Source organism: Neobacillus rhizophilus, assembly GCF_018343535.1.
Taxonomy (GTDB): Bacteria; Bacillota; Bacilli; order Bacillales; family Cytobacillaceae; genus Neobacillus; species Neobacillus rhizophilus.
In genome coordinates this window covers 315,954-334,253 of sequence record NZ_JAGYPF010000004.1, presented here as the reverse complement: position 1 = coordinate 334,253, position 18,300 = coordinate 315,954, and the positions used below count along the sequence as shown (strand labels likewise).

The 18,300-nt window shown below is 38.0% G+C and carries 19 protein-coding genes and 1 pseudogene; 5 read left to right on the top strand and 15 right to left on the bottom strand.

What is annotated here, in order from left to right; translation table 11 throughout:
- Nucleotides 1-4 precede the first annotated feature (4 nt).
- The 3 genes from KHA99_RS19910 to KHA99_RS19900 form a co-directional block, all read right to left on the bottom strand.
- A complete protein-coding gene (locus KHA99_RS19910; protein WP_249366784.1) occupies nt 5-1,141 on the bottom strand; it encodes an acyl-CoA dehydrogenase family protein in 1,137 nt (378 codons plus the stop codon).
- A 148-nt stretch (nt 1,142-1,289) separates the two neighbouring features.
- On the bottom strand, nt 1,290-2,732 hold the full coding sequence (locus KHA99_RS19905; protein WP_249366783.1) for a sigma-54 interaction domain-containing protein: 1,443 nt from the start codon (nt 2,730-2,732) through the stop codon (nt 1,290-1,292).
- A 173-nt stretch (nt 2,733-2,905) separates the two neighbouring features.
- Nucleotides 2,906-3,571 carry a hypothetical protein gene (locus KHA99_RS19900; protein WP_213119234.1) on the bottom strand — a complete coding sequence of 222 codons (666 nt, stop codon included), beginning with the start codon at nt 3,569-3,571 and terminating at the stop codon, nt 2,906-2,908.
- 299 nt (nt 3,572-3,870) lie between these two features.
- Here KHA99_RS19900 and KHA99_RS19895 point away from each other — a divergent pair, with 299 nt between their 5' ends.
- The gene (locus KHA99_RS19895; RefSeq protein ID WP_213119233.1) at nt 3,871-4,089 is read left to right on the top strand and encodes a hypothetical protein; all 219 of its coding nucleotides are present in this window, start codon (nt 3,871-3,873) and stop codon (nt 4,087-4,089) included.
- A 228-nt stretch (nt 4,090-4,317) separates the two neighbouring features.
- On the opposite strand, the pseudogene KHA99_RS19890 reads toward KHA99_RS19895, so the two are convergent.
- A pseudogene (locus KHA99_RS19890) lies at nt 4,318-4,966 on the bottom strand (IS3 family transposase); the annotation flags it as partial.
- 119 nt (nt 4,967-5,085) lie between these two features.
- Here KHA99_RS19890 and KHA99_RS19885 point away from each other — a divergent pair.
- Both KHA99_RS19885 and KHA99_RS19880 read left to right on the top strand, forming a co-directional pair.
- Nucleotides 5,086-5,268, top strand: a complete 183-nt coding sequence (locus KHA99_RS19885; RefSeq protein WP_213119232.1) for a hypothetical protein — start codon at nt 5,086-5,088, stop codon at nt 5,266-5,268.
- Nucleotides 5,265-5,552 carry a sigma-70 family RNA polymerase sigma factor family protein gene (locus tag KHA99_RS19880; protein ID WP_213119231.1) on the top strand — a complete coding sequence of 96 codons (288 nt, stop codon included), beginning with the start codon at nt 5,265-5,267 and terminating at the stop codon, nt 5,550-5,552. The genes KHA99_RS19885 and KHA99_RS19880 overlap by 4 nt, the downstream gene beginning before the upstream one ends.
- Before the next feature lie 190 nt (nt 5,553-5,742).
- On the opposite strand, the gene KHA99_RS19875 is transcribed toward KHA99_RS19880, so the two are convergent.
- The 7 genes from KHA99_RS19875 to KHA99_RS19840 form a co-directional block, all read right to left on the bottom strand.
- Complete coding sequence (locus KHA99_RS19875; RefSeq protein WP_213119230.1) at nt 5,743-6,696, bottom strand: DUF6282 family protein; 954 nt, start codon at nt 6,694-6,696, stop codon at nt 5,743-5,745.
- Nucleotides 6,697-6,737: 41 nt separating this feature from the next.
- Nucleotides 6,738-7,766, bottom strand: coding sequence for a hypothetical protein (locus KHA99_RS19870; RefSeq protein ID WP_213119229.1), 1,029 nt, complete (start codon nt 7,764-7,766; stop codon nt 6,738-6,740).
- A 16-nt stretch (nt 7,767-7,782) separates the two neighbouring features.
- Nucleotides 7,783-8,295, bottom strand: coding sequence for a UGSC family (seleno)protein (locus KHA99_RS31425; RefSeq protein ID WP_273701415.1), 513 nt, complete (start codon nt 8,293-8,295; stop codon nt 7,783-7,785).
- Nucleotides 8,292-9,179 (bottom strand): NAD(P)-binding domain-containing protein, encoded by an 888-nt coding sequence (locus KHA99_RS19855; protein WP_213119226.1) that lies wholly within the window; start codon nt 9,177-9,179, stop codon nt 8,292-8,294. The genes KHA99_RS31425 and KHA99_RS19855 overlap by 4 nt, the downstream gene beginning before the upstream one ends.
- A 598-nt stretch (nt 9,180-9,777) precedes the next feature.
- The gene (locus KHA99_RS19850; protein ID WP_213119225.1) at nt 9,778-11,394 is read right to left on the bottom strand and encodes an MDR family MFS transporter; all 1,617 of its coding nucleotides are present in this window, start codon (nt 11,392-11,394) and stop codon (nt 9,778-9,780) included.
- Between the two features lie 187 nt (nt 11,395-11,581).
- The gene (locus tag KHA99_RS19845) at nt 11,582-11,983 is read right to left on the bottom strand and encodes an acyl-CoA thioesterase (protein ID WP_213119224.1); all 402 of its coding nucleotides are present in this window, start codon (nt 11,981-11,983) and stop codon (nt 11,582-11,584) included.
- 83 nt (nt 11,984-12,066) lie between these two features.
- Nucleotides 12,067-12,249 (bottom strand): hypothetical protein, encoded by a 183-nt coding sequence (locus tag KHA99_RS19840; protein ID WP_213119223.1) that lies wholly within the window; start codon nt 12,247-12,249, stop codon nt 12,067-12,069.
- 328 nt (nt 12,250-12,577) lie between these two features.
- Here KHA99_RS19840 and KHA99_RS19835 point away from each other — a divergent pair, with 328 nt between their 5' ends.
- Nucleotides 12,578-13,495 carry a LysR family transcriptional regulator gene (locus KHA99_RS19835; RefSeq protein WP_213119222.1) on the top strand — a complete coding sequence of 306 codons (918 nt, stop codon included), beginning with the start codon at nt 12,578-12,580 and terminating at the stop codon, nt 13,493-13,495.
- A gap of 653 nt (nt 13,496-14,148) precedes the next feature.
- On the top strand, nt 14,149-14,367 hold the full coding sequence (locus KHA99_RS19830) for a hypothetical protein (protein WP_213119221.1): 219 nt from the start codon (nt 14,149-14,151) through the stop codon (nt 14,365-14,367).
- 314 nt (nt 14,368-14,681) lie between these two features.
- Here KHA99_RS19830 and KHA99_RS19825 read toward each other — a convergent pair whose 3' ends face one another.
- Genes KHA99_RS19825 through fadH form a run of 4 tightly spaced genes read right to left on the bottom strand, consistent with a single transcriptional unit; the run spans nt 14,682 to nt 18,288 of the window.
- Complete coding sequence (locus KHA99_RS19825; protein WP_213119220.1) at nt 14,682-15,449, bottom strand: enoyl-CoA hydratase/isomerase family protein; 768 nt, start codon at nt 15,447-15,449, stop codon at nt 14,682-14,684.
- A 28-nt stretch (nt 15,450-15,477) separates the two neighbouring features.
- A complete protein-coding gene (locus tag KHA99_RS19820; RefSeq protein ID WP_213119219.1) occupies nt 15,478-16,650 on the bottom strand; it encodes an acyl-CoA dehydrogenase family protein in 1,173 nt (390 codons plus the stop codon).
- Nucleotides 16,651-16,707: 57 nt separating this feature from the next.
- Nucleotides 16,708-17,493 carry an enoyl-CoA hydratase/isomerase family protein gene (locus tag KHA99_RS19815; RefSeq protein ID WP_213119218.1) on the bottom strand — a complete coding sequence of 262 codons (786 nt, stop codon included), beginning with the start codon at nt 17,491-17,493 and terminating at the stop codon, nt 16,708-16,710.
- A 24-nt stretch (nt 17,494-17,517) separates the two neighbouring features.
- Entirely contained in the window at nt 17,518-18,288 is a 771-nt protein-coding gene (gene fadH, locus KHA99_RS19810) for a 2,4-dienoyl-CoA reductase (RefSeq protein WP_213119762.1), read from the bottom strand.
- Nucleotides 18,289-18,300 lie beyond the last annotated feature (12 nt).

Below are 18,300 nucleotides of genomic sequence, written 5' to 3'. Positions count from 1 at the left end.
ATGTTTATAGTAAAACCTGTCTTGCAATGACAAGCTTTTGTATCAAATTTGAACCTTCATAAAACTGGGTAATTTTCGCATCCCGCAACATTCTTTCCACCGGGTAGTCTTCGGTATAGCCGCTGCCTTCTAGCATTTGAACCGCATCCGTAGTCACCTTCACCGCGACATTCGAACAGAATAGCTTTGCCATAGAGGCTGCACCTGCCACTTCACTTGACCCTTTTTCCAGCAATTCTCCACCGTAGTAAAGCAATCTTCTTGCCGCTTCAATATCTGTAGCCATTTCAGCCAGCATCAGCTGGGTATTATGAAATCTCAAACTCTCCCTCGAAGAGCGCATAAATCTATGGGCATACTTAATTGCCTCTTCATAAGCGCCTTGTGCAATCCCCAAAGCTAGAGCCGCAACATTTAATCTCGTTCGATTAAGCGTTTCTTTTAAAATTTTAAATCCTTTGCCCTCCCCTCCAATTAGCTGTGAATGATGAATTTTTACATTTTCTAAAATAACCTCTCTTGCTGGAATCCCTTTTACACCCATTTTCCCTGTTTCTCTTCCCACTGTTAATCCGGGTGTTCCCTGCTCGACAATAAAATAGGTGATGCCTGCATTTTTTATTCTGGGGTCCATTGTTGCAACAATCGTGTAAATGTCTGCTACCCCAGCGTTAAACACGAATAACTTTTTACCATTCAAAACATAATAATCGCCCATTTTCTCAGCTGTCGTATAAACCGTTTCAAGATCACTGGTGATTCCCTCTTCTGTAATCCCAATCGCCCCTATTAAATCACCTGATGTGAGAGGGGGTAAATACTTCACTTTTTGCTCCTCCGTACCACCTAGAAGAATAGGGTTCATCACCATTCCTTGATTCGTCAACAGTATGGATGTTGAACCGCAGCAGCGAGCAATCTCTTCAATAATGATCAACTGATTCAAGTGTGATAGGCCGCCACCGCCAAAACTGGTAGGTACACTTGTTCCGAATAATCTATTTTCTGCTAACTTCCTGACGTGGGTGTCCGGTATTCTTTGAAGTTGATCCACATCTTTTGCTGCAGGACGAAAGCAATCCTCTGCAATAGACCGGATAAAATGCCGAACCACATGAATCTCTTCCTGAATCAATTCCATTGCTCCTCCCATTGTCATTATTCTTTTAAAATGCAATTTCTGTGCCAAACTAAATAATCAGGTTATTTAGGCTATAATCCCTCGGTAATGCAAAAACACAACAAAAAAATAGTGCAAAATTGCAACACGTTGCGTTTTTGCACTATTTTTAAAAATTAGAGTACTTTTGTACCTTCCTTGATAACGTGGAAGCATCGACGTCTAATGCTTTAGCTGCCGCACGAATGCTGGGATAATTCTTCAAGGCACGATCAATGACCTGTTTTTCATAATGTTCCATTTGCTCTTTCAGGGACTTTAAATTGTTAGGCTTAGTGATGATGTTGTCAATTTCCCTTTGGGGTTCAGACTGCTTTTTTTCTTTATGTTGCGGTATAAACAATTCATTTCGAATGTCCTCAGCAGTAATGATCGGTTTTTCAATCATAATGCACAGCCGCTCAACTATGTTTTGAAGTTCTCGCACGTTTCCCGGCCAATGATAACGTTGAAAGCTATCCAAAACTTCTTTTGAAAAAATCTTATTCACGCCATATTTTTGTCTGATGTTATTGATAAAGTGATAGGTTAATGGAACGATATCATTTGGTCTTTCCCTTAGCGGAGGAATATGAATCGGAATGATATTTAATCGATAATAGAGGTCCTTTCGAAATCCTCCTTTTTTGATTAAATCTTCCAGATTTTGATTAGTTGCAGCGATCACCCTGGTGTCAATTTTGATCGGCTTTGTCCCGCCGACCCTGGTAATTTCAAATTCCTGCAGCACCCTTAGTAATTTGACCTGTAAGTGTAAGGGGATTTCGCCAATTTCATCTAAAAGAATGGTCCCTTTAGCGGCCTGTTCAAATAAACCAATCTTACCCTTAGGGCTGGCTCCAGTAAACGCCCCAGATTCATAGCCGAATAGTTCAGATTCTAACAGATCATTGGGAATTGCCCCGCAATTCACTTTAATCAGCGGCTGGCTGCTTCGATTACTATTTTCATGAATTAATTTTACAACAACCTCTTTCCCTACTCCTGATTCCCCATATATAATGACAGTTGAATCATGCTGAGAGACTCGTAAGGCGCGGTCAAAGACTTTCTTCATTTTCTTGTCGTAGGCGACAATGGAATGAATGGCGGTTTTATTGGATTTTAGTTCCTCCAGCTGCTGAGTGATTTCCTCATGCTCCTGCTCTAATAGAAAAATTTCATCCTTGAGCTGGTTTAATACCGTTACGTCCAAAATCTGACTGACAACTTTAATGATTTGTTCCTGTTTATTTTTAATCGGGATGGCGGTTACTAAAACTTCTTTGCCATTATAGAGTTTTGTCAGTTGGGTACTAGGTTTGCCTTCTTTAAAAACCTGCAGTTCGGCAGTTTGGTCGATGATTTCCTCGATTATTAAATCCCGATGTTTGCGGCCAACAACATCACTTGCCGATAATCCCGTTTGTTCCTTAAATGCCGGATTTACTTCGGTAATCCTGCCGTCCTTATCGGTGATGACCACTCCTGTTATGGAATGCTGAAACATTTGCTGATACGTTTCATATATCTCTTCCAGTTTCTCTAATTCGCTCGGTGCGTCAGATACCAACGTCCATTTACGATCACTGTTTGTTATTTCCTTGGTCCTCCTTCCAATTAGAGTTGTATGTAATTAATGTGATTATAGTTATTGTATTCTATATTTTCTGAAAAATAAACGATTTAATCTGTTTATACCTTTTCATCCCAACTCGCAACTCATGGAATATAGGAAATAGATTCTTATAGATGATTTTGCCGTTGAGATTTTATAATCTCAAAATATTGTGTATCGCCCAGCCCATAATCTTTAAATTTTTCCAATAAAGCTAGCATAAGTTCTTCTTCTGGAACATCACGGTGTTTGCGAATATACTGCAGAAGATCACTGTCTTTTCTTAGGTAATTCAAATATAGCTCTATCCCCTTCTTTAAAGGTTTGGGATCGATATTTTCAGGCATAGTTTTATCAATCAACACTTGTTTGTAAATGTCATAATATCCCTTCGCCTTTAAGGTATACTGACTCACAGGCTCAAACTGATCATCGACTATATAAAGTTCGATAGCATCTATATGCTCTGCTTTGTCTAACCAAGCAAGGATGGTCAGAATGTTGATTTGACAAAACATATCGGCATCAAACCATAAGACAATATGAGTAAATTTCTCACTGAAAAAAGGCTGCAATGGTGTTAGTGTGTGTTCAGTGTATTGTTTAGGCGTTACATGATGGACCTTCGCACGTAATTGGACGAATTCTTCGGAAAATAGATTGGGACTTGTGTTTCCATAACACATCGCCTCGTTAAAGGGAACCATTAATTCTTGTTCAAGAAACTTTGCCTTTTTGTAAAAATTATACATAGCTAGTCCATTTAGAATATGTATTGTTCTTTTTCGAATCATTGTTAACCACCTCTGCTTCAATTTAATCTAAGCCACGGGGACGGACCATCCCTTTTGTTCCTGCATCTTTGCTTCCACATTTTATGCAGTCCATCTCGGACATACTTGTCCCTTTCTCCTACAAGCCGTTGTATTTGTACTAATATACGGTAAAAACTCGATAAGGTTTCAATGGATTAATCATGAATTAGTTTACATTATTTTTATAGTTTTTAAGAAAGCAGAAAATCCTATTTCCATTTTGTGCTAAAATAGAAGAAAGTTGTATATAAAGGAACAGTTCCAGGAGGGGAAATGAGATGGGGAATGAGAAAGTAAATACGCCGGCCAAAATCATTATTTATTGTATTCTTTTTGGAATCATTGTGATCTTTAATAGTGTATTAGTGATCGGCTCACCCTATGTATTTATCAAAGTGTTGAATCTTATCGTTGTCATCATACTTTCCTCGATAGTGGGTGCATTTATAAGAGAAATCTTTATTTTAAATAAAAAGAAAAAGTCTCACACAACTTAAATTGGTCATGTACAGGAATGGGTAAACCACGGGGACGGTTTTCATGACATTTTTCATTTATTTCTTGTTTAAAAAATCTGCAGAACCTTCCCCATTTCTTTGCCTTCACTCCCCCAAGAACATAAGCTTTGAGGGACAAAAAAGGCTATGTTGTATAACCAGATATAAAAAACCTCAGAGTTTTTCTTATACTGAAGTGACCCCTAAAAGTTAGACACGGTTATTTCATTAGGCAGCTTGGGTAAAATGAGTTCGGTATTGCACGGGACTCATTTTTAATTTTGCTTTTATTCGCTTTGTATTGTAGTAATCGATGTATTTTTCTAATTCTATTTTGAAATGCTCTACACTTTCAAATTCTCTCATGTAGAGGAAATCAGATTTCATAATTCCAAAGAAGTTCTCTATAACAGAGTTGTCGTAACAGTTTCCTTTGCGAGACATAATTTGGACTATCCCTCTTGATTCAAGTGCGTGACGATATTTCTTCATTTGATAATGCCAGCCTTGATCGGAATGCAGAAGTAGCTGGTGGTTCACAGGTAAACGTTCGAAAGCCTTCTCCAACATATCTGAAACTAGGGAATAGGTTGGTCTAGAACCAATTGTGTACGTGATTATCCCCATTAAATAAATCTAAGACAGGCGATAGATAAAGTTTTTCACCGAATAATTTAAATTCTGTAATGTCTGTTACCCACTTTTCATTTGGGGTATTTGCTGTAAAATGGCGGTCTAAAATATTCGGCGCAATTTTACCAACCGTACCTTTATAAGATTTGTATTTTTTCATGCGTACGATACACTTTAACCCTAGTTCTTTCATAATCCGTTGAACCTTCTTGATACGATTCGCAAGCTCATCACGAATACGGGCGACAGCCATAATCCCCTGTTCTATAAGACATTAAGAACAGTGAGTGGTTTGAAGAAAGAGCAATGTATAAATCAAACAGTAAAAATAATTTTGGAGACAATTAAAGGAGGAGAAAATAGTTGAAAACTGCAAACATAAAAAAGCTTTCGCTAGAAATAGCTGAAATTCTTGGAAAAAGCAATGCTAACTGCCGGCAAATATTTCGCCGTGCGAAAAAAAGCATGGAATTTGACCCAAAGAAACATCTTTCGATTTTAATGGCGGAATCTACAGTAAAAAAAGTTTGTACAAGTCCGTCTTGAATGGAAACGTAAACCAATTATTAGAGGTTATTAGCGAAGATGTCGCAATGTACTCGGATGGCGGTGGTAAAGTAGAAGCCGCACAAATACCTATTTTCGGTGCTGCCAAAGTGGTTCATTTGCTCCAAAGCCTCATGAAAATGTATGCAGGCAAGTTCACCTTCAAATATACAGCTGTCAACGGTCTGCCAGGACTGATTTTAACAACCGATGAACACATACAATATGTATACACCTTTGCTTTTAGTGACAATCGGAATGCAGACGATCTACACGGTTGCTAATCCCGATAAACTACGACATTTGCAATAGAAGATCCCGTACGATCACTAAATCACAGCACTTGGTGTATCATTTCGATTTTGCCTCTCATGTTATGACAAAACCCTCACAATTTGGCTATTGTGAGGGTTTATTTTGTAAAAAGATTAAACCTCTACCTTGCTCCACAGCCCTCAACTTTCTTTTCTGCCATTATACTTTCCCCGAAAGAAGCCTCTCAGGAGTCTCCCGGATCATATCCACGATTTGTTGGCTGCTAATTCCGGATGATTGCAGCAGATGGACAAAAAAGTTCAGCCCCTCGATTGGGGATGGATGATGATGCTGGCCAAAATCTGTCACCATGAGATAATGGCTGTGGCCCACTTCTTTAATATCTGTTAAAATCTCAGCTACAGACCGGACGCGATGGTTGGGCAGGAAACTGATTAAGCATTTTTCTAAAAAGAATCCTTCGTTTGCGACCTCCATTTGATCTTCCCGCGACATGTTGATCAAGTGTAAATCGGGATGCTGAATCACAAATTTTCTGATTTGATATTGATGCAAGACTGGAATTAAAGCTTTAATCTCAGTAACTGAAAGGTGCCCGCTTGCCAAAATCAGCTGATGTCTGGCTACGTATTCCAGGATCCTTTCAACTTCTCTTTTCACTTCTCCATTGGCATCCAAAATGGTTAATCCCCCGTATTGGCCGGGCTCATAAGATGCCATATCCGTGGTCAGGGTTGCTTTAAAGCGCTCATGATTATCCGCATCAACAGTGGGAAACCAGACGATTCCACCCCCCAATTGATGAGACATTTTGACCGCATCTGCATTAAAACCGCCGACATAACGATTCAATACAACGCCGCCTATTGTTCTGATTTCCGGAACTACCTCTTGAACTAGCTGCGCCCGGGCCGCAGTATCGCCTTCATGTGCTTTCAAAACGATTCCCGACATTCCGCAGCTTCTCGCTTCCATTGCATACTCAATATCCGAGTACTTTCGTTTTGACACACTTGGAGAACTATGGGCGTGAAACTCAATGCCTCCTTCAAGCAGTTCAGAAATAGATTCTGCTTTCGGCTGTATTTGGATCCAATGATCAACTTCCAGTGAAAAGCGGTCATTATGAATAGGCCTTTTCCAACCGTTCATTTTACCCCACCTTGTTTTTTAGACTGAATGTAATGAATTAATTAAAAACTTTGCGAAACGCAATTTGTCGCACCAAAGTTGGGCACATACTGGATGTGGTAAGGATCATTCCCTCCAACAACCACGATTTTAATGTCATCCGGTTTGTCGCATACATACGCTGTATCACCTTTTAGATTCTTCGGCATATCAGGCTGGAATAACTCCTTGGGAAAATCAGCAAGCTTCCGCTTCGATTTTTCAAACAAACACTCCTTAACTGCAGTTTTCGTCCAGCCGTCCTTCACCATCACTCTTACATGGCCGGGACTCAATAAAATACAGGGGTTGCCGTGTCCAGTCAAAAAATTATTATTGCCTATGTTTGACATGCAATCTGCTAATAAACTCAACTGAGAGTTGCTGTCAATCCCGCCAGTGAGAACATTATTGGTTCCTTGACCTCCAAAAATCGTCACGACATTTTCGCCTTTTGCGTAGCCTAGTTCAACCGATAATGGCTCCCACTGACTTTCTTCTTCATTTTCCGGGATGCAGAATGTATATTTGCCCGGCATCCCCAATGTTGCTTTATCGATTTTTCCCGGAAACGCCCCGCCAATATTTAATAAAATCATCCTAAGTGCTCTTCCCATAGTGGCATTTGCCCGGTTTCCCGGTCCTAGTGCCCCCATTCCTGCATTCATGCCAATTTTATTTCGAATCTTGCCATTGACAATTGTCAACGGGGCGACAGGATTTGTCGTTGCCTGGATGCCGCCTAAATTAAACTCAGGCTTAGTAATGGCCTGAATCATTGCTATTAAGACAGGCGAATACTCACGCCTACAGCCCGCCATGATTGCATTGACGGCAATTTTCTCAACAGTGGCAACCCCTTTTCTTGGTTCCACCTCGGCGATGACTTGGTCACGCGGCATGCCGATGTAACTGATAAATGTTTCGACCAGCTCTTCCGTCGGGGGGATGATCGGCAGACCATCTGTCAACTTCTTTTCGTAAACGTATTCAAAAAATGCATATGGATCATCAGGTACATCAATAAACATTTCGTCCCCGGTTATTTCCATGAAATCGCCTCCACATCTACTTAATCAGCTGAGTAAACAGAATATCAATAATGTTTCCAGCCATTTTCTTAAGCGCTTCTTCAGATTCCTCTTCAATATGCCGCGAGAGGATGATTTTAGGGATCTCCGGAACTTCCCTGCTTTCCGCAATGGCATTGGCTAGCTGGGTAAAGTTTTCAGTTATACACACAAGGGAGTTTTTCCCCTGTTTAAAAATTTCAATTGAGTCGTGGACACTCCACGATGTACATGACCCTCAATTGCCTAACCCGACGATACAAATATCGGATACTTCCGCTATTTCTTCAATCAGTTCCGCCGGGGCTGCGTTGCTTAATGGAATATTCCACTTCGTCACCTTTTTTACGTGATACTTGTTCGTAAGCGTTTTCTCGATCTCGTTAATAATAAAATTCCAACTCGGCCAGCCATTGTCAAGCAAACCAATGTTTTTCCCAGCCAATGTTGATACCTTTGTCGTTTCTCGTTTGAATTTTTTTGGACTTGCCACCGGATTCATGATTTTCATATTTGCCTGCTCCCTTCCGAGATTATAAATTGAAGAAATTCTTCGTTTGTCATTTTCTCATCAAGTAATTTATGGAGATTTTGTTCAGATATCCAATTCAGTGTTTGGCAGATAGCCTCACTCTGAAAAGCGTTAAAATTCATTTCTTTTAAAAAGTCAACAGCCATTCCTATTTCTTGCTGCCGGCGTTTTGAGTGGATAATGTTAGAGGTAATGGCATAGTCAACCCAATCTGAATACGACCGATTAAGGAACAGCTCGTCCAGGTTTTCCGCCATTATCTGCTGGATATTCCACTTTTCCGCAAGTAATATTTGTTCCCAAACAAGACATTGAATCCCTTTTGTGATGATACTTTGGCACATTTTCATTGCGGAAGCCTGCCCTACGATCTGACCAACTCTTTTGAGATGGAAAACCGATGATGGCAAATGATGCAATTCGATTTCTCCACTATAGTAAATTGGCGTTTGGCTTCCGGTAACCTGAGGCGAGCGCATGATGACGCCGTCAAGATATGGACAATTGGCAGCTTGAAAATATTTGCTGTTTTCCATTTTGACTTTCGGATTGGTTGAATTCAAATCCAGGAATACATGATGTTTAGAAACGAGGAGTGAAATATTTTTTGCAATTTGCGATGCACTTGATGGTGTAACAGTAGAAAGAAGATTGGATGTGTGATGAACGAGAACTTCCAATGAAGGAACATATTCAATCCCAAGTTGTTTAGCTTTATTCCGTTTAGAATCTGCTCTGGTACTTTCTTCACCATAACGGTGATCATAAACAAATACCGTCCAATTTTGCTCTTTTAATAATTTTCCATAAATCATTGCCACTTCGCCAAAACCGATGAAACCAATGGTTTTTTTCGGGGACATTTAACTCCTCCCTTGCCAATTCTCTTTTTTCGACAATTTCAATATCCATCAGCCAGTTTCTTGTATATCCCCTCCATAAAAATTAGTAGACTGCAACGGAGCTAACTCGATTATACTCTTAAAATTTTAATAGTTGTGATACATGTTTCCTATTGGTCTATAGCATCTGGCTATGGTGATTTGATATAAGAAAAGCGGAAGCGTCCCGATCATCGGCGTACGGCCTGGAGCTCTCTAACTATGATAAAGGAAACACGAAGAGCCGGAGGCGATTCGATGTTGACTTATCATAGGGAGGAGAACGAAGGACACTAAGCGCTGGAGCTGGACAATTCTCAAAGTCAATTGTTATACTTTCAAACGACCAGACGTCAGGATTCACTTTATGTTACAACCTGTTAGTTTGCTCACACTCATTGACAGAGTTACTTTGTCACAGGGCTTCAACCTTAGAATTTCTTCACCAGTTGCCTGTCAGCTACTGAGCATCTTGATACTTACTCAGATTGGACTTTCACCAATTAGCAATTAACGGCTTGCTGGGTACACAAATAAGAAAAGCTAAAAGAGCAAATTACCTTGTTCTTTTAGCTTTTAATTACTTGTAATATGTAGATGGTTCCTTTTTTTCGGGGGGAAGTCCTGGTGCAACGTTTGTCCGATTTGAGCGTCTAAACGGGATTTCTTTTAAAAAAAATGACAATACAAATCCAATTGAAAGAAAAATACTAGTAAGAAGAAAAGCAAATGTTAACGAATGTCCTAGCGCTTCCCTAATCATGTCACTTATTTGGATCAATGTTTCCTGCATTTCAGGTGTTAATGACTCTTTTATATTTTCAATTTCCTTATGATTCATCAAAATTTCTGGATCTTGGAGCTTCTTGAAAGTTGAATTTTGCTCAATGACACTGTATAAATCTGATTCTTTTGATAAACCTGTTAATTCAAACTGTAACTTTAAATTCATAATTGTCCCCATTACAGCTACACCAACCGTACCACCAAGTTGGCGAAAAAGTTGAACAGAAGAAGTTGCAACACCTAGTATTCTTTGTGGTACTGCATTTTGAACTGACAATAATACAACTGGTGTACTTAGGCCAAGCCCAAAACCTATCATAATTATATTTACAACTATTCTTAAGGTAGTAGAATATATATTCAAAAATGATAATAAAAGCATCCCAGATCCCATTATGAGTAACCCGATGATGACAAATATTTTGTATTTTCCTGTTTTAGACATTAATTGGCCACAGATTACATTCGCAAAAACCATACTTAATATCATTGGCATCATGATAAGTCCAGACTTTGTTGCAGAAGTCCCTATTACCCCTTGGATGAAATACGGCATATACATAATTGTTCCGAACATTCCCATCCCTAATAGGAAAGCAATGAAATTAGATAGACTATATATGTCATTTTTAAATAAGCTTAAAGGAAGGACTGGACTAGAAGCCCTTTTTTCCGAGTAAATAAAAAATAGGAAAGCACATGCCGAACAGACAAATAGAAAAATAATAATTGATGATATCCAGCCATAATTCCTTCCGCCCCAAGTAAGAGCAAGAAGTAAAGGGACAATTGTTAATGAAATAAATAACGAACCATAATAGTCAATGGATTCTTTCGTTTTGACAGCTTGGCTCGGATAGATAAATAGAATCATCAGAAAAGCAACAATTCCAAGAGGTAGGAAAACCCAAAATACCCAATGCCAATCTGCATTGTCTGCAATCCATCCTCCAATTGTTGGCCCACACATACTCGAAATACCAAAAACACTTGACATGAAGCCTTGCCATTTCCCTCTTTCCCTAGGAGAGAATAAATCCCCAACTATTGTGAAAGCAGTTGACATAATCATTCCAGCTCCAAAACCCTGTATACCCCGAAAAAGAATAAGTTTAATCATGCTGTCTGATAGACCACAAAGAAATGAACCTATTGTAAATACACTAATACCTATTAAGATGAATATTTTACGTCCATATATATCTGATAGTTTTCCTACTAATATCGAAGTTACACTAGATGCTAGCATGAACATTGTAAATACCCAACTGTAATAATTAATACCATTTAAGTCAGAAATTATAGTAGGAAGAGCGGTAACTACAATCGTTTGATTTAATGAAGCAAAAAGCATTGCTGACATTACTGATAGCATAATTATGAGTTTTTTTCTCAGTACAAGATTTTCCATCTTGTCCTCCCCTTGTACAATGATCAAAGATTTATGAACATTTTCATCTTGGTATAGTTTATGGTATTTTCAGAATGCTAACTAAAAGAGGGGCTATAGATTGCGATATTTTCAACAATAATATCACCCTATAAGCCCTGCCTAAATTAGATTGATAATGAAATTGCTTTTCTCTTTAAGCTCAGTTTTACTCGGATGCTCTAAAAAAACGAGCAATTTCCTTTATAACTGGAATGCTCTTTCGTACTGATCTATCTATCATTACATTTGTTACTAAAGCTTCAACTATTTTTTTGCCAGATTGATTGTAAATATCTTGTTGGAAAACAAAACTCTTATTTCCAAGACGAATTGGAGAAGTTTTTACTTTTAGTATTTCTCCCAATTTTGCTTCCTGGATATATAAAATCTCAAGTTTTAGGACAACTGTGGATACCAGTCTTTTTCGCATTTCATTGAAAGATATCCCGGCATCCCTGTACCAATCCCCTCGAGCTTTTTCTAGATAGGTTACATAAACGCTATTATTAACGTGTTCTAATTCATCAATGGCTTCTTGTTCTACTTTTATTTCTGTTATGGTTTCCACCAACAATCACCAGCTTACTATAATATTTGTTAAATTCCTTTCCAAATTGGTGCTCTCTTTTTTAAACTTGAGCTTAGCTTGTATTAGTCATTCTCAATTTCTATTTTCCATTTTTTTAGTTTTGATATTACTTCATGAAAGTAATCATTAAATGGATAAGAACTTGCAATCTTCTCTAATTCTTCTTCATTTAAGATTTTTAATGTTTTATCCAATTGGTTAAGTACTAAAATTGAGCTATTTAAAAGTTGAATTACTTTATCCATACTTATATTTAGTCCCCCTAAAAATCTATGGTCCGATTTTATCCAACCGATCCACTTGATCGGTAACACTAAAATCGATCGTATTTTGAGGTTAAAAAAAATCCTACTTTATTCTATATGTTTATTTTCTATCTTTCTTTCAAGTTCTTCTTATAGCTTAATCTAATATTCGCATATCTCATCCAATTAGATTCAGAATATCAATATTATTATTTTCCAACTCTGAATATTTAGTATATTATAAACATACATCTTAGCTTAAATAGATTCCAATACATGTTACCTATAAAAGGATAGTTTTAGACTATGAGAATTAGGAGGTAAAAGAATGGATATCCGTCAATTGAAGTACTTCGAAACTGCTGTCCGGAATAAGAACATTACAAAAGCAGCAGAAGAACTACATATCTCTCAACCATCCTTAAGTGTTCAAATTAAATCTCTTGAACAAGAACTAAGTTGTAAGTTACTAGAGAGGAATACCAAGGAAATCAGTTTAACGGAACCAGGTAAAATTCTATATAATCATGCATGTGATTTACTTGTTCAATTTGAAAATATTTATCGAGATATGGAGGATGTGAGTGAAGTAGGCTCTGGAGAAATAAACGTTGGTATGTTTCAATCTGCGTCCTCTTGGTTCCCGAAAATTATAATGGAATTCCAAAAAGTATATCCTAATTTACGCTTTAAAATACACGAAATAGGTTCAAATAATATAGAAAATGCATTAAGAAATTATGATATACATTTAGGAATTTCCTCAAGACTTTTTAATTCAGATATCTATAAATATTCCCCCTTTTTTAAAGAGGAATTACTTCTTATTACAAATAAGGATCATCTCTTCAAAAAATTTAAGTCAATCAATATTTCTGATTTAATCAATGAGCGATTTATTCTTTATAAACAAGGATATAAACTTCGAGAAATAGTATTGGAATCGTGCGAAAATGCTGGTTTTAAGCCGAAGGTTTTTTACGAATGTGGAAATTCAGAAACCGTGCGCAATTTAGTACTTTCTGGATTAGGTGTAGCCATTGTTCCGGAAACATCTATTAGATTCTCAAACCTCAACGGTATAAACATATTAAAAATAAATAACTTTACTCCAACTAGGACATTATATACCGTATTACTGAATAAACGTTACCATAAACCTGTTGTACTTGAATTAAACAAACTAATTATTAATTTTTTTGGAAAACTGGATAACATTAAAAAGGACAACGACGAAAAAAATTAATTACACAGAGTTAAATTTTAAAATTATCTCGTAAAGGAATAATAAAAACAGACGGTAATTAACCTGAATTATTCTTACCTTGGTATGAATAATTCTGGGAAAAGTAACGTTGGCTCAGTGAACATAGATGATTTTGAGGGTGACCTAAATTTGGGACACTAGATAATATGATACTGTATAAAAGATTTACAATGGTTTAACCTGAAAAAAATAAAGAGCTTTCGATGTGATATTTTATTCCTTTTATAAGCGATTTTGATGAAAACTTTCACCATATTAAAGATAGTCATAAATATTATGAAAGCTGAAAAGATACTTGCTATCATTATTGCTATTCTGTACCTCCTTCATGTTCATGCGGCTCTTTTTAGATGTAATTCCAGTGAACGATTTTTTCTTAACGCTTGGATTAATTATGGTTCTTTCATGCAACATTGCTTCCACATTTTATACAGCCCTTTTCAGACATACTTGTTCCCCTCCCCTACAAACCGATTTATTTTTACTAATATAGGTTGGTAACTCTATAGGTTTCAATGGATAAGATCTCTATTCTTTTTAAAGTTGTTTTAAGAAAGCAAAACAGCTCATTCCCATTTTGTGTTTAAATAGAGGAAAGTGGTATATAGGAGCAGTTTCAGGAGGGAAATGGGATGGGTAATGAGAAAGTAAATACGCCGGCCAAACTCATTATTTATTGCATTCTTTTTGGATTCATTGTAATTTTTGATAGTGTATTAGTGATTGGCTCACCATATGTATTTATCAAAGTGTTGAATCTTATCCTTGTCATCATACTTTCCTCAATCGTGGGTGCATTTATAAGAGAAATCTTTATATTAAATAAAAAGAAAAAGTCTCACACAACTTAAATTGGACATGAACAGGAATCGGTAAACCGCAGGGACGGGTTCCATGCCATTTTTCATTCATTTCTTGTTAAAAAAGACAACAGAACCTTCCCCATGGCTTTGTCTTCATTCCCCCCAAGAGCATAAGTTTTGAGGGACAAAAAAGGCTTTGTTTAATAACCTGAGACAAAAAACCTCGGAGTTTTGTTATACTCCAAGGTTTTTCACTACCAATTATTATGTTGAATACATTGGTAATTCAATTACGAGTCATTTTTATTGCAGCAAGTAATTCTCAAGGATTGGACACCAGCATTTCACGAATTCAATTTGAATTATCTCCCTTTCCAAATCGGTTCTCTCTTCTCAAAAAAGGCTTTTGCCCCTTCTATTCGATCTTCGCTTTCGTATACATTAGGTCCTATATCCATATGTAACGCTTGGAATAACGGTACACCCATGGTTTTCCAAATCGTTTCTTTCATTCTTCTTACAGATAAAGGGGCATTTCGGCAAATTCCGAATGCGAGTTCATTCGCACGATTCAATAAACTTGAATGATCAGGCAGCACTTCATCGACTAAACCAATTTGAAAGGCTTCGTCCGCCCTAATAAGCCTGCCAGTATATAATAGATTAGCGGCTTTGGCTGGTGAAATAAGTTTTGGCAGTAATGTAGAACCAAAAGTTGCACCCATCCCTCGTTTTGCTTCGGGAAGACCTAGTATACTATTGTTAACAGCAAGGCGAAAATCACTTGCCAATGCGATTTCACAGCCTGCGCCGACTGCCGCTCCGTTAATTGCACTAATTACTGGCTTCCAAGTTTCTATAATGTATTCAAACATCTTTCCTCTTGATGAATAGCCTTTCTTTGATGAATCCACGTTTTCTAGTGACTCTTTTAAATCTATTCCGCTGCAGAATGCCTTATCGCCTTTACCGCTCAAGATGAGAACTCTAGCATTTTGATCAGCTTTGAATTCACCCAAATATTCAATAAACTCTTGCGACATTTGCGTATCAATGGCATTCCTTCTCTCAGGTCTATTAAAAAATAGATAGGCAATATTTCCATCTTGTTCGTAAATAAGCGAACCCATTTAGTCCTCCTTGGGAATGAATCTTTTTCTACCTTTTTAGGATTTCTCTAGCTATGGTCCAACGATGGATTTCCGATGCTCCCTCAATAATTCTTAAAGAACGGATGTTACGATACATAAATTCTATTGGCAAATCTTTTGTAAGTCCCATCGCCCCGTGCACTTGAATAGCACGGTCAGCTACTCTCATTGCCATCTCTGTTCCAAATACCTTTAACATGGAAGCATCATGCCTAATATCCTTCACTCCATTATCCATTTTCCATGCTGCATGATAGGACATAAGACGTGTGGCGTGAATATCGATAGCGGAATTGGCCACCCACCATTGCACTGCTTGCCGTTCTGATAAATATTTTCCAAATGTTTTTCGTTGATTTGCGTGTTCTTTCATCATGCTTAACAATCTTTCTGCCATTCCAACGGAACGCTGAGCCATTTCTAATCGACGGACAACCAATCGATTTTGCATAGGAATAAACCCTTCGCCTAATTTGCCTAACACCTGGCCTTCATCTACTTCGACGCTATCAAAGTAGACTTCATATGGATGTTGGTAGCCGATCGTCGGAATCCCTCTCGCCACTTTTAACCCAGGCGTATCTTTATCGATTAAAAAAGCCGTAATTCCACCTCGCTGCCTTTTTTCTGGATCTGTTACAGCCATTGTGATGAAAAAGTCAGCATTATTAGCGGAGGAAATCCATATTTTAGTACCGTTGATGATCCACTTTTTTCCCTTTTTTATTGCTGTTGTCTGCATTCCACTGATGTCTGATCCTGCATTCGGCTCACTAATGGCAATGGCAGATTTTTTTTCACCATTTGCGTAGGGAATGAGGTAACGATCTTTTTGTTCTTCTGTACAGCATTCCATTAGAAAATGCAGGTTCGGTGCATCTGGGGGTAATGTGAATGGAACGATTGTTTTAGCTAATTCTTCTGTTACAATAGCTTTTGCTAGAAATCCAAGGTTGGCTCCTCCATACTCTTCTGGAACATCCAATCCCCAAAGGCCCAATTCTTTCGCCTTGTTGAGCAGTCCAATTTCAATATCTTCAGGTAATAATGGTGTATTTTCTAAGCCCCTTTTAGCTTCGTTTTCTATGACCATTTTCTCTAAAGGCATTAACTCTTTTTTTACAAAATCGCGAACTAACTTTTGCAACATCTCTAGTTCCTCTGGTATTGTAAAATCCATCTGTGAAATCACCCCTTGTTATTCATGGTAAACAAATTACTTTCATTCAATAGAATGTTATTTTCCATTAAAATTTGGTTTTCTTTTTTCAAGAAAGGCTGCAACCCCTTCTTTGTGATCCTCTGTTTCTTTTATAATAGCCATGTGGGATGAGATAAGATCCAATGCTGGTTCCAGCTCTAGGTCTAAAGATTGTCGAACCGACCTTTTAATCATTCGAATCGCCACCTGAGGTCCAGATGCAATTCTTTCTGCTAATTCCAAGGTTTTTTCCATAAAATTTTCTTTCGGATAAACATGATTCACTAAACCAATCCTTAACGCTTCCTGTGCCTCAATAAAGTCTCCTGTCCAGAGGAGTTCATAGGCTTTACTTTGACCTACAATTCTTGGCAAAAAGTATGAACCCCCGTCCCCTGGAATCAAGCCAACCTTCACATAACCTTCATTCACCTTTGCTGTGTCTGCCATCGTTCTAAAATCAGCCATTAATGCCATATCAAGTCCTGCTCCAACAGCAACACCATTGATGGCAGCAATAACTGGCTTATCAATTTCTTTTAATAGAAAAGGAATCCTGTGGATATTCCCCCAGAGGACATTTTTAGAATCCAACGGGGTAGGTTTTCCCCCTCTCATGTTCCCTACATCCCCTCCAGAACAGAAAGCGTCCCCGGCACCAGTCACAACAATAACATTAACATTGTCGTTATTTTTGGCTTCTTCTAATGAAGCTACCCAGGCATCAATCATTTCATTGTTAAACGCATTTTTCTTTTCGGGACGATTTAGGGTAATTATTTGAACTTTATTCTCAATTGTTGTAAGTAAAGTAGATGACATTTTATTTCCTCCTCTTTTTAACAGTTATCGTTTATTAAGATGGCCTCCGCCATCAAGGATAAAATTTGCCCCAGAGATATAATCGGCATAATCACTAACAAGATATGAAGCTAGGTTGGCCACTTCCTGAACAGTGCCCATCCGCCCCAATGGAATTCTATTAAGTACTGTTTCTTTCACTTCCGGAGTTGGCCACAATTTTACTGCCGCTCCCGTTCCTTCAATCGGCCCAGGGGAAATATAGTTGACTCTTATTCCATACCTTGCCCACTCTACAGCCAGCGTTTTAGTTAATGCGAGCACCCCGGCTTTTGCAGCGGTCGAGTGTGCCGTTCCAGGGTTCCCTGACAAAACATGTGTAGATCCGATATTTAAAATCGCCCCTTTCGAATTTTGACGGACCATCTGTTTTGCAGCTGCCTGACTGCAGTACCAGGTGCCATTTAATACAATGTTTACGACTGAATTCCAAGCATTCACTGACATTTCTAATGAAGGTACTCTAAAATTTCCAGCGGCATTATTTACTAAAATATCAAGTTTGCCAAACTTGGAAACTGCCTTGGAAACCATGTTTTCAACATCATCAGGATTACGAACGTCAGTCTGCACGTATATTACCTTTTTATTAAACTCGGCAATTTCTATAGCAGCACTCTCTAAATTCTTTACATTTCTACTGGCAATGACAATGTCTGCACCTAATCTAGCAAACTCCAACGCCATTGCCTTTCCAATCCCTGTCGCACCGCCAGTAATAATGGCAACCTTATCTTTTAACGCTCCCTTTTGCATGAGGGATTGTTT

What these genes read in the sequence shown, in the direction of transcription:
- KHA99_RS19910 (WP_249366784.1), bottom strand. Translation starts at nt 1,141, where the DNA reads ATGGAATTGATTCAGGAAGAGATTCATGTGGTTCGGCATTTTATCCGG.
- KHA99_RS19895 (WP_213119233.1), top strand. Translation starts at nt 3,871, where the DNA reads ATGGGGAATGAGAAAGTAAATACGCCGGCCAAAATCATTATTTATTGT.
- KHA99_RS19835 (WP_213119222.1), top strand. Translation starts at nt 12,578, where the DNA reads ATGGATATCCGTCAATTGAAGTACTTCGAAACTGCTGTCCGGAATAAG.
- KHA99_RS19850 (WP_213119225.1), bottom strand. Translation starts at nt 11,394, where the DNA reads ATGGAAAATCTTGTACTGAGAAAAAAACTCATAATTATGCTATCAGTA.
- KHA99_RS19840 (WP_213119223.1), bottom strand. Translation starts at nt 12,249, where the DNA reads ATGGATAAAGTAATTCAACTTTTAAATAGCTCAATTTTAGTACTTAAC.
- KHA99_RS19820 (WP_213119219.1), bottom strand. Translation starts at nt 16,650, where the DNA reads ATGGATTTTACAATACCAGAGGAACTAGAGATGTTGCAAAAGTTAGTT.
- KHA99_RS19825 (WP_213119220.1), bottom strand. Translation starts at nt 15,449, where the DNA reads ATGGGTTCGCTTATTTACGAACAAGATGGAAATATTGCCTATCTATTT.
- fadH (WP_213119762.1), bottom strand. Translation starts at nt 18,288, where the DNA reads ATGCAAAAGGGAGCGTTAAAAGATAAGGTTGCCATTATTACTGGCGGT.
- KHA99_RS19830 (WP_213119221.1), top strand. Translation starts at nt 14,149, where the DNA reads ATGGGTAATGAGAAAGTAAATACGCCGGCCAAACTCATTATTTATTGC.
- KHA99_RS19855 (WP_213119226.1), bottom strand. Translation starts at nt 9,179, where the DNA reads ATGTCCCCGAAAAAAACCATTGGTTTCATCGGTTTTGGCGAAGTGGCA.
- KHA99_RS19815 (WP_213119218.1), bottom strand. Translation starts at nt 17,493, where the DNA reads ATGTCATCTACTTTACTTACAACAATTGAGAATAAAGTTCAAATAATT.
- KHA99_RS19900 (WP_213119234.1), bottom strand. Translation starts at nt 3,571, where the DNA reads ATGATTCGAAAAAGAACAATACATATTCTAAATGGACTAGCTATGTAT.
- KHA99_RS19870 (WP_213119229.1), bottom strand. Translation starts at nt 7,766, where the DNA reads ATGGAAATAACCGGGGACGAAATGTTTATTGATGTACCTGATGATCCA.
- KHA99_RS19875 (WP_213119230.1), bottom strand. Translation starts at nt 6,696, where the DNA reads ATGAACGGTTGGAAAAGGCCTATTCATAATGACCGCTTTTCACTGGAA.